Source organism: Hyphomonas chukchiensis (assembly GCF_000682695.1).
Classification (GTDB): Bacteria; Pseudomonadota; Alphaproteobacteria; order Caulobacterales; family Hyphomonadaceae; genus Hyphomonas; species Hyphomonas chukchiensis.
On record NZ_AWFG01000043.1, the window covers coordinates 1 to 11,127 of the forward strand.

The 11,127-nt window shown below is 60.0% G+C and carries 9 protein-coding genes and 1 tRNA gene; 5 read left to right on the top strand and 5 right to left on the bottom strand.

What is annotated here, in order from left to right:
* The 4 genes from HY30_RS13775 to HY30_RS13795 form a co-directional block, all read left to right on the top strand.
* The coding region (locus tag HY30_RS13775; RefSeq protein WP_034741774.1) for a TraB/TrbI/VirB10 family type IV secretion system protein at window positions 1–513 on the top strand (513 nt) is incomplete at its 5' end.
* Complete coding sequence (locus HY30_RS13780; protein WP_034741777.1) at window positions 510–740, top strand: DUF2274 domain-containing protein; 231 nt, start codon at window positions 510–512, stop codon at window positions 738–740. The genes HY30_RS13775 and HY30_RS13780, both read left to right, overlap by 4 nt.
* A 209-nt stretch (window positions 741–949) precedes the next feature.
* A complete protein-coding gene (locus HY30_RS13790; RefSeq protein WP_045695885.1) occupies window positions 950–2,056 on the top strand; it encodes a tyrosine-type recombinase/integrase in 1,107 nt (368 codons plus the stop codon).
* A 129-nt stretch (window positions 2,057–2,185) separates the two neighbouring features.
* The gene (locus tag HY30_RS13795; RefSeq protein WP_034741786.1) at window positions 2,186–3,307 is read left to right on the top strand and encodes a Fic family protein; all 1,122 of its coding nucleotides are present in this window, start codon (window positions 2,186–2,188) and stop codon (window positions 3,305–3,307) included.
* Window positions 3,308–3,535: 228 nt separating this feature from the next.
* Here the strand turns inward: HY30_RS13795 and HY30_RS13800 are convergent.
* The 4 genes from HY30_RS13800 to HY30_RS13815 form a co-directional block, all read right to left on the bottom strand.
* Window positions 3,536–3,611 (bottom strand) — tRNA-Val (locus HY30_RS13800).
* A gap of 84 nt (window positions 3,612–3,695) precedes the next feature.
* Window positions 3,696–4,334 (bottom strand): SDR family oxidoreductase, encoded by a 639-nt coding sequence (locus HY30_RS13805; RefSeq protein ID WP_034741788.1) that lies wholly within the window; start codon window positions 4,332–4,334, stop codon window positions 3,696–3,698.
* Window positions 4,335–4,465: 131 nt separating this feature from the next.
* Complete coding sequence (lon, locus tag HY30_RS13810; RefSeq protein ID WP_034741790.1) at window positions 4,466–6,883, bottom strand: endopeptidase La; 2,418 nt, start codon at window positions 6,881–6,883, stop codon at window positions 4,466–4,468.
* A gap of 168 nt (window positions 6,884–7,051) precedes the next feature.
* Window positions 7,052–8,350 carry an NADH:flavin oxidoreductase/NADH oxidase family protein gene (locus HY30_RS13815; RefSeq protein WP_034741792.1) on the bottom strand — a complete coding sequence of 433 codons (1,299 nt, stop codon included), beginning with the start codon at window positions 8,348–8,350 and terminating at the stop codon, window positions 7,052–7,054.
* 53 nt (window positions 8,351–8,403) lie between these two features.
* Between HY30_RS13815 and parE the strand changes: the two genes are divergently transcribed.
* Window positions 8,404–10,407 (top strand): DNA topoisomerase IV subunit B, encoded by a 2,004-nt coding sequence (parE, locus tag HY30_RS13820; RefSeq protein ID WP_034741794.1) that lies wholly within the window; start codon window positions 8,404–8,406, stop codon window positions 10,405–10,407.
* Window positions 10,408–10,736: 329 nt separating this feature from the next.
* Here the strand turns inward: parE and HY30_RS20215 are convergent.
* Window positions 10,737–11,127 (bottom strand): hypothetical protein (locus HY30_RS20215; protein ID WP_422120000.1); only part of this gene is annotated, 391 nt, incomplete at its 5' end.

Below are 11,127 nucleotides of genomic sequence, written 5' to 3' on the forward strand. Positions count from 1 at the left end.
TCCGACCTTCCGGGGCAGGTCATCGCGCAGGTGACAAGCCCGGTTTATGACACCGTCACTGGAGAGAGCGTTCTCGTGCCTCAGGGCGCGAGGCTCATTGGCCGCTATGACAGCGTCATCGCGTTCGGTCAGTCACGGGCGCTCCTCGTCTGGAGCCGGATCGTCATGCCGGATGGATCGTCGATCCGCATCGACAATCTCGCCGGCGTCGATGCCCGTGGCTATGCCGGCCTCGAAGACAAAGTCGACTATCATTCCTGGAAGCTGTTGCAGGGCGTCGCGCTCTCCACCTTGCTCGGCGTGGGATCAGAACTCGCGAGCGATGATGAGGGCGACATTGCCCGCGCGCTTCGCCGCTCCGCACAGACGGGCGCGAATGAGGCGGGCCAGGAAATCGTGCGTCGCAATCTCGACGTCCAACCCTCGATCACGATCCGGCCTGGCTGGCGGCTCGCAGTGCTCGTCAACAAGGATATCGTTCTGAAACCCTATCAAGGAGGCAATCAGCCATGAGTGAAGTCAGTCTGAAAATTGGGCCGCTTCCGGACCGGACACCGCAGAAACTGTCGATCAGTCTCGAGCCACCTCTGGCTGCGGACCTCGAAGCGTATTCTCGGATCCATGCTGCCACCTACGGAGCTGAGGCATCGGTGGCTGTGCTGGTTCCTCTGATGCTTGAAGCTTTCCTTTCAAGCGATCCTGGCTTTCGTAAGGCCATGAAGACTCAAACCTACCGGTGATGTCGAGCAATGGCCCGGACGCAGATACCTCCCCATCTTAAAACCTGTGAAATCAAGCGCCGTCTCAAAACGCTGATCGCTGCAGCGAAAGATACAGGATTTGATGTGTGCGGCGTTCGGCTAATGCCTGACGGCGAAATTACGCTTCTGGACAAGGCCTCTCTCAGGCTCGAAACTGATTCGGAGGCGAAATGGCTAGGGAGCTGAGCATGTCCATCAAGGGACTTCATGTAATTGCGAAGAAGCTCGCGACTGGTCAGACCCGATACTATTATTATGCGTTTCGAGGTGGGCCCAAATTTTGGACGAGTGAAGGATCCAGATTGGACGGAGCCGGCAAGCGATTGCCTCCAGAATTCATCCAGGCCTATTCAGAGGTGATGGAGGATGAGAGAGCGCCGGTCGCAGATTCGTTCGCTATGGCGGTCATGCTTTATCGGAAGAAGTCTCCCGCATTCAGAAAGATGAAGACAAAAGGGCAAACTGCCAGGATCAAGTACCTCGACAAGTGGTTGGAAATGCCCCTGAAGGCGGGCCAGCCAGCTGCGAACGCACCGCTTTCGGTTTTCGATAGCAGACGCATTATCAAGTTTATCACCTCCCACCGCGATCGTGTTTGGGGTCACTCTCCGAGCGCTGCTGATGAGGCCGTCCTGGCTCTGTCGGCCTTCCTGACCTGGTGCAAAAAGGACGGGCGGCTGGACTGGAACCGAGCGCATGGCATCGAACCGCTTTACGAGCGGCCGACGGAAGCGCGTATTTGGTCTCTGGAAGAGCAGGCAAAGTTTCTCGAAACCGCGTCAGCTCATTTGGCATGGGCGTTCAAACTGGCTCTTCACACTGGACTTCGCCGTGAAGACCTTACCCGCTTGCCACTTTCGGCGATCACGAAGCAGCATCTGATCATTCCTACGGGCAAGAGCCGTGGCCGCAACACTGCACTTATCCCCATCACGCCTCCGCTCCGGTCGTTGCTTGATGAAATCGATGCGGCGCGCGCCAAACTCGCGACTGCGCCCCTCACGATTCTTTTCTCCAGCAAGGGCAAGCCTTGGACTGCAGAAGGGTTCGGCACGAGCTTTGATCGCCATCGCAGCCGTATGGGACTTGGCCCGGAAAACGATGGACCAACCATCCACGACATGCGCAAGACATGCGCGACGAATATGGTCATCCTTCAGCACCTCTACCCGGCTCTGATATCAGATCAGGTTCTGACTGATTTGTTTGGCTGGACGCCGGGCACGCTCGCGAAAATGAAGCGGATTTACGTGTCAGATGCAGCTGTTATTGAAGCGATGACGACTTCGATCTAGTAGCCAGGTCTCGTAAAGGCTGCCACCTGCATAGGCAAGAAATCGCTTAGTGCTGATTTGCACCAATTTGGTGATTTTCTTTACACGTTAGCTGGACATGTAAAGAAAATTGCGTTTCTTTGACACATCATGTCGAAATTACCAGATTCCTCGTACAAATTGCCAGACCTTCCGCCACCCGTCGAGATCGAGACGATACCGGTGCTGAAGGCACTTGCACGCGCCAACAGGGCACTGGCGGAATTGAAGGGCGCAGCCAAAGCCATCCCCAACCAGGGTATCTTGATCGACACGCTGGCCTTGCAGGAGGCCAAGGCAAGTTCTGAAATTGAAAACATCGTCACCACTCAAGATGAACTGTTCCAAGCAGACTTGTTCCCGGAAGGACCTGGCTCAGCCGCAGCAAAAGAGGTCGCGCTCTATCGTGATGCCCTGAGACTTGGATTTGACCAGCTACGCAAGACGCAAGGTTTGATCACCAACCGCATCATCATCGACATGTTCCGTTTGTTGAAGGGGCGAGACGATGGCTTCAGAACGCAGGCCGGAACAGAGCTGAAGAATGATCGCACAGGCGAAACCGTCTATGTGCCACCACAGGGCCCGCGTGAGATTGAAGCCCTTATGGCTGGACTCGAAGTCTTCATCAACGATGATGACGCCTGCGATCTGGACCCGCTCATCAAAATGGCGATCATTCACCATCAATTTGAGAGCATCCACCCGTTCCCGGATGGCAATGGCCGGATCGGGCGTATCCTCAATGTACTTTATCTGACGCGCACGGGCCTGCTCGACATTCCCATTCTCTATCTCAGCCGGCACATCACAGGTACGAAAAACGACTATTATCAATTGCTGCAGGCCGTGCGAGACGACGGCGCCTGGGAAGATTGGGTACTCTACATTCTGGAAGCGGTGGCAGAGACATCTCAGACTACCCTACAGCTGATCGAAGGTTTGCGCGCCCAGATGGCGGACTACAAGAAACGGATGCGAGCAGAGCTCGGCAAGATCTACAGTCAGGACTTGTTGAACAACCTCTTCCGCCACCCTTACACGCGCATCGATTACGTGATGAACGACCTGCATGTCAGCCGACCTACCGCCACCAAGTATCTCGACCAGCTAGCCGAAGCGGGCTTCGTGACCAAGCATCAGGCCGGCCGGAACAATTACTATATCAACGAACCACTTCTCGCATTGTTCATGCGTGTATCCGACGGTGGTGGACGGCAAGAAGCGAAGTAATCCAGCAACTGCTAAGCCGGGACCGCTTCACTGATTAAGTCCTCACCGATCTGTTCGACTGGACACCCAAGACATGCATAAAAAATCAAGCGCGCACACACGTTCGACGCGACCGTTCTGGGCGCAAGAGCGCCACATTTTAAGGACGGAACAAGAACAGAACCTGTAAACTATGCTGTAAACTGTTCTCTGATGTTCTTTTTTCCACAGGCTAGTGCCTTGTTTTTATGGTGGGCGGTAACGGGCTCGAACCGCTGACCCTCTCGGTGTAAACGAGATGCTCTACCAACTGAGCTAACCGCCCTATTCCATCGCGGCTTTTGCGGATTCCTGAGGCAAAAAGCAAGAGAGCGCATGTGAAAAACACGCGCTCCCTGCATTTGGAAGATCAGGCTGCCAGTTCGGCGATGGCCTCGACAACTGACGTGTGGCCCTGTGCCATTTCAAAGGTCTTGCCCTCAATCCCGGCCTGCCAGACGGACGCTGAAAGCACGGCCGCCACGTCATCACGCGTCACCTGGCCATCCCGGTCGACATGGTCTGCAAGCGTGACAAAGCCCTTGCCGTCATCATTGCTGAGGCTGATCGGCCGGACGATGACATAGGGCATGTCGGATTTCTTCAGGTGGGCGTCCGCATCGTGCTTGGCCTCCAGATAGTGGCGGATGCCGTCGGAGCCCTGCGAAGGATCGTCGGCACCAACGGAGCTAAGCATGACGAAGCGGCCAATCCCGGCCTTTGCCGCCGCGTCGATCAGCGCAATCGCGCCGTCGCGGTCCACCTTGTCCGTCATGTCCTTGCCTGTATCGCCGCCGGAACCGGCCGCGAAGACAACCGCATCCACGTCGCGCACGACATCGTCCTTCAGGTCGGTCAGGTCGGCCATGCGAAGTTCACAGCCCGCAGGAAGTACGCTCGTATCGGAACTCTCCCGCGCCATGGCGACCGGTACGTGGCCTGCATCGGTCAGTTTATGCACAAGGCGTGCGCCTGTATTGCCTGTTGCGCCAGCTACGAGAATTCTCATGTCGTGTCTCCTGTCAGTTTTATGTCCTGACAGACCAATGGGCGCAGCCGGGCAACGTTCCCCGTCGCACGCAGGCACAAAAAAAGCGGCCGCATCAAGGATGCGGCCGCTTTCTGCTTATGTATCAGTCCTTAGTGAGGACGAACGGTATCCGAACTGGAAGCCGGCTGGCCGGAAAGGCTCGCCTGCAGGGCAGCCTCGTCAGCTTCGGACCAGACAATCGGGCTCAGGGGCTCGCTGAGGGCGAGTTCCAGAACTTCGTTGATGTCCGACACGGGGATGATCCGCAGGCCGGTCTTCACATTGTCCGGGATCTCCTCGAGATCCTTCTCGTTCTCTTCCGGGATCAGCACCGTCTTGATGCCGCCGCGCAGCGCCGCCAGGAGTTTCTCCTTCAGGCCGCCAATCGGCAACACGCGACCGCGCAGCGAAATCTCGCCCGTCATCGCGACCTCACGGTTCACCGGAATGCCGGTGAGCAGCGAGACGATGGCCGTTGTCATGGCCGCGCCGGCACTCGGCCCATCCTTCGGCGTCGCGCCATCCGGCACGTGCACGTGGATGTCGTTCGTGCTGAACACGGTCGGCTTGATGCCGAGGACAACCGAGCGGGACCGCACCAGCGAGCTGGCCGCCTGGATCGATTCCTTCATGACGTCGCGCAGGTTACCCGTGACCTTCATGTTGCCACGCCCCGGCATCTTGACCGCCTCGATGGTGAGGAGGTCGCCGCCGGATTCCGTCCAGGCAAGGCCGGTGACAGCGCCGATCTGATCGGTCTCGTCGGCAAGGCCATAACGGAACTTCTTCACGCCGGCATATTCGGCGAGATTGTCCCGCGTGATCGTCAACGACGTCAGCGATTCGTCTGTTGCCAGCTTGCGCACGACCTTGCGGGCCAGCCGCGCGATCTCACGCTTGAGCGAACGCACACCGGCCTCACGGGTATAGTACCTTGCAAGGTCGCGAACGGCTTCGTCGGTGACGATCCATTCGTCGGCTTTCAGGCCGTGATCCTCGCGCACCTGAGGGATCAGGTGGCGCTTGGTGATCTCGACCTTCTCGTCCTCGGTGTAACCGGCGATCCGGATGATCTCCATGCGGTCCAGCAGGGGCTGGGGCATGTTGAGCGAGTTCGCCGTAGTGACAAACATCACATCCGAAAGGTCATAGTCGACTTCGAGATAGTGGTCGTTGAACGTGGCGTTCTGTTCCGGGTCGAGCACTTCGAGCAGGGCCGAGGCAGGATCGCCACGATGGTCCATGCCCATCTTGTCGATCTCATCCAGCAGGAAGAGCGGGTTCCCCGTCTTCGCCTTTTTCAGCGACTGCACGATCCGGCCCGGCATCGAGCCGATATAGGTACGGCGGTGACCGCGGATCTCGGACTCGTCACGCACGCCGCCCAGTGACACGCGCACAAAGTCGCGGCCCGTGGCTTCGGCGATGGACTTGCCAAGCGAGGTCTTGCCGACGCCGGGAGGGCCGACGAGGCAGAGGATGGGGCCTTTAAGCTTGCCGGTACGCTTCTGCACGGCAAGGTATTCGAGGATCCGTTCCTTGACCTTCTCGAGACCGTAATGGTCGTCATCGAGTTGCTTCTCGGCCTTCACAAGGTCCGTCTGGATATCCTTGCGCTTGCCCCATGGCAGGGACAGCAGCCAGTCGAGATAATTGCGCACGACAGTGGATTCCGCCGACATGGGCGACATCTGGCGCAGTTTCTTGACTTCGGCTTCAGCCTTGGCGCGGGCTTCCTCGGTGAACGGCGTGTCGGCAATTTTTTGCTCGAGTTCGGCCACTTCGTCGCGTTCACCGCCGTCGCCGCCCTGCTCGCCCAGCTCGCGCTGGATCGCCTTCATCTGCTCATTGAGATAATACTCGCGCTGGGTCTTCTCCATCTGCCGCTTGACGCGGTTTTTGATCTTCCGCTCCATTTGCAGCATGCCCATCTCGCCTTCCATCAGGGCGAACACCTTCTCGAGGCGGTCCTTGATGTCTGACAGTTCGAGCAGTTCCTGCTTGTCGGAAATCTTCACCGACAATTGCGAGGCAACGGCGTCAGCCAGTTTGCCAGGCTCAGTGAGCTGGCTGATCGTGGTGACGGATTCCGGCGGGATCTTGCGGTTCAGTTTGACGTAATTCTCGAACTGCTCCTGCACGGCGCGCATCAGCGCCTGGACATCGCCGCCGTCTGTGTCGGCTTCAGGAATGGTTTCAACTTCAGCTTCGAAATAGTCGCCACGATCATGCAGCGCATTGAGGCGCGCACGGGTCTGGCCCTCGACGAGCACCTTCACGGTGCCATCAGGCAGTTTCAGAAGCTGGAGGATGGTGGCAATCGTGCCGATCGGGTGCACGTCATCGGCGCCCGGATCGTCGATCGCGGCGTCGCGCTGGGCTACCAGCATGATTTCATTATCACCCTCATCGATCATCTCGAGGGCACGAACGGACTTGTCCCGGCCCACGAAAAGCGGTGCGACCATGTCCGGAAACACAACGATGTCCCGAAGCGGCAACACCGGAAGGTTCTTGAGTCTTGGCATTTGAATGCCTCCTTGGAATTCGGGCCCCGCTTGGCGGCGACCCCTCTGTGCACCCTGCCCGTCAATCATGACGAGAGTCGGGCGGATAGCTAAGATGTGGATCGCAAGGGCCGGTGCTTCAAGCCGAAGAATGCGCAAGAATCTGGGGAATTGAAAAACCGCCTGAAATCAAGGCATCGCGGCGCGCCAGGCCTTGGCGCTACTGGTTTCCTTCTTCTGGTGGGCCATAAAGGCTTTCAGGACGCCCAGTTTCGGATCTGTCGGCTTGCCGGCGCCGAGCAGCCTGATCTGTTCATAATACCAGCCCATGGCGCCAAAACCGTTAAGCGCCTGGATCAGCTTGATGGGGGAATTCGGGCCGAAAATGCCCGGCCCGATGCGTAATTGTGACTCCCATTTGGTGGCGTCAGCCTCACCCGACAAGAGCTTCAGCGGCGTCGCCGGATCAACACAGAGCGGGCGGCCGAGGCCGATCAGGTCAGCTTCATGCGCCTCAAGCGCCGCATTCATGGCTGATCGCGTGCGGAAGCCGCCGGTGACCATGAGGGGCATTCCTGCCCGTTCCTGCACCGATTTGGCATAGGAGAGGAAATAGGCCTCCCGTTCGCGCGTGGATGAGCGGCGCGTATCTTCATACGCAGGTTCCAGCCCTTCTGTGTCCATCATCGCGGGCTGCTCATAATTGCCGCCGGAAATCTCGACGAAATCGACGCCCAGCCCGTTCAGCATATCGATCACCGCGAGGCAATCTGCGTGGCTGAAACCGCCCTTCTGGAAATCTGCGGAATTGAGCTTCACCGATACCGAAAAGCCCGGCCCGCCCTGCACTTTGGCCTCCCGCACACTATCGACCAGCAGGCGGGCGCGGTTCTCCAGCGGTCCTCCCCAGTCATCCTCGCGGCGGTTGGCGAGCGGTGAGAGGAAGGAACTGAGGAGGTAGCCATGGGCCGCATGGACCTGAATGCCGTCAAACCCGGCTTTCCGGGCCACTCGAGCAGCGCGTCCGAAGCCCTCGACCACCGCCTTGATCTCGTCAGCCGTCATCGCGCGCGGCTCTCCGAACTGCCCGCCGGGCAGGCCCAGTGCCACAGGGCTCGGCGCGGCAGGCCGTGGATTGACCAGCTTGGGCGTCTGCCGCCCGGCATGGCTCACCTGCATGATGAAGGCCGCGCCATGCGACTTGGCCGCTTCGGCCCAGCGCGACAGGCCATCCAGCGCGTCATCGCCAGACTTCGCGTCGATCACGACATTGCCGACGCGCTCCAGGTGGTGGCGGTCAATCTGCACGTTGCCGGTCAGCAGGCCGCCTGCCCCGCCGTCGGCCCAGCGGCGATAGAGGGTCACATGTTCCTCAGTTGGCCGGTTGCGCGAATCGGCGAGTCCCTCTGTCATGGCAGCCTTCACAAGACGGTTCGGGAAGGTCAGCCCACTCGGCAGGGTTAACGGGGCATTAATCGTGACAGGCATTATGTTCTCCCAATATCGACACTGAGTCGCACGCCCTTTAAGGGAGACCAATTATGGCCGCCGCCAATCAAGCAAAGCTGTTCGACACTATGGTACCAGATTCTTCCGGCTATTCGGCCAAAGATATTGAAGTTCTTGAGGGCCTTGAACCGGTCCGCAAACGGCCCGGCATGTATATTGGCGGCACGGATGAGCGCGCCTATCACCACCTCTTCGCCGAAGTGCTCGACAACTCGATGGACGAGGCCGTTGCCGGCCACGCCAACCGCATCGAAATCCACCTCGATGCCGAGGGCTTCCTGACGGTCGTCGACAATGGACGCGGCATCCCGGTCGATCCACACCCGAAATTCCCCAAGAAATCGGCGCTGGAAGTCATCATGACCACGCTCCACGCGGGCGGAAAGTTCTCCGACAAGGCCTATGAAACCGCCGGCGGCCTGCACGGCGTGGGTATTTCGGTGGTGAACGCGCTGTCGGAACTGGTCGAGGTGGAAGTTGCGCGCGACAAGATTCTCTACCGCCAGACCTTCTCCCGCGGCCTGCCACAGGGAAAACTGGAAAAGGTCGGCGCCACGCCGAACCGACGGGGCACATCGGTCAAGTTCCGCCCGGACACCCAGATTTTCGGCGAGAAGCTGCGTTTCCGTCCGGCCCGCCTGTTCCAGATGGCGCGGTCGAAAGCCTATCTCTATCGCGGCGTGGAAGTGCGCTGGAGCTGTGACCCGAGTCTTCTGCCGGAAGATTCGAAAATCCCGGCAGAAGCCACACTGTCCTATCCGAACGGCCTCGCCGACCAGCTCGACGAAGTCTTCGCCGACAAGGCGACGATCACGGAAACGGCCTTCACCGGCCTCGTCGACGCCGGCAAGGAAGGCAAGGTCGAATGGGCGATTGCCTGGACGCGCGCCGGTTTCGGCGAAGCTGACGGCTTTGCCCGCTCCTACTGTAACACGATCCCGACGCCCGAAGGCGGCACGCACGAAGCCGGTTTCCGCTCGGCCATCACCAAGGGCCTGCGCAACTTTGCCGAGCTGACGGGCCAGAAGAAGGGCGCCGATATCACGGCCGAAGACATCATGGGCCATTCGGGCCTGCTGCTGTCGGTCTTCATCCGCAACCCGGAATTCGTCGGCCAGACCAAGGACAAGCTATCGACCACGGCAGCCTTCCGCCTCGTCGAAAACGCGGTGCGCGACCGGTTTGACCACTGGCTCGCCGGCAGCCCGAAAGAGGCTGACAAGCTGCTCACCTGGGCGATCGACCGGGCTGAAGAACGCGCCAACCGCCGCAAGCAGAAAGAGATCAGCCGCAAGTCGGTGACCAAGAAGCTCCGCCTGCCGGGCAAGCTCGCCGACTGCGCCGAAAAGGGCCCGGAAGGCACCGAGCTGTTCCTCGTCGAAGGCGACTCCGCTGGTGGCAGCGCCAAGCAGGCGCGCGACCGGAAGACACAAGCCATCCTGCCCCTGCGCGGCAAGATCCTGAATGTGGAAAGCGCCTCGGCCGACAAGCTGGCCGGCAACCAGGAGCTCAACGATCTGGCCCTCGCGCTTGGCACGCAACTCGGCCGCAAGTTCGATCTGGATGAGCTGCGCTACGAGCGGATAATCATCATGACCGATGCTGACGTCGACGGCGCCCACATTGCAGCGCTGCTGATCACCTTCTTCTATCGCCTGACGCCGGGCCTGATCGAGAGCGGACGCCTGTTCATGGCCCAGCCGCCGCTGTTCCGCCTGTCGAACAAGGGCACGATTGCCTATGCGATGAACGAGGAACACCGGACCGAAGTGATGGCCAAGCATTTCAAGCCGAACCAGAAAGTCGACATGGTGCGCTTCAAGGGTCTCGGCGAGATGAACCCTGCGCAGCTGAAAGAGACCACGATGAACCCGTCCACCCGCACGCTGGCCCGCGTCACGCTGCCGGACTCGATGGACGAACTGACGGAAATGAAGCCGTCCGAACTCATCAACACGCTGATGGGCAAGAAGGCCGAAACCCGGTTCAAGTTCATCCAGGACAATGCCGCGTTTGTGGACGAACTGGATATTTAAGCGCCGTCTTCAGCTCTGCATCGCCGGCGAAGACCGGGGTCTGTTTCCTTTCTCCGATTGCCTGAGGTCCCGGCTTTCGCCGGGAGCGCGGATGGGGGAGCGAGTTAAACTCATCTGAGAGCCCCACTCACCTCCCGCGGATACCTGCGCAGGCAGGTATCCGCGGACCGGATTGTCCCAAAGCGCTGTGAGGCGTGGCCAGTCCATGGGCCCCTGCCTGCGCAGGGGCCATCGGGGGGAAGGTTGGGTGTGCAATTTGGCGGGATGCGCGCTTATCCGGAAACGCCCCTCAGGGTGCCCGGCAAAATGGGTCTGATTGACGGTCGGACTCAGCCCGAACTTTCCCAGCTCTTGAACGCGGCGCGGAGGATTTCCGGCAGCGCTGTCGCGATGGCGCCCAGCTCGGGCGGCAGGCGGTGGGTGCGGGTCATGGGCAGGGCCATGGGCGCCGCCTCACCGGCCTTGCGCTGGCGTTCCAGCGTGCGGGCGAGGCGGCGGGCATGGGCTTCGGGGGCGGCGAGCAGTTCCTGCAGCGCTGCGAGGCGGGCGAGGATGGGCGCGGCCTGAACGGGTCCGCAGGATCGCGCCGCTGTCGCAAGCCCGTCCCGGTCCATGTCCGGCCCCAGGATGCGGGGCGAGAGGCCCGTGAGGCGGCCCGAGGCTTTCGTCTCGACGCGTTCGTTGCCCGAAGGATGCACGGAAAATGCACGAACAGGGACC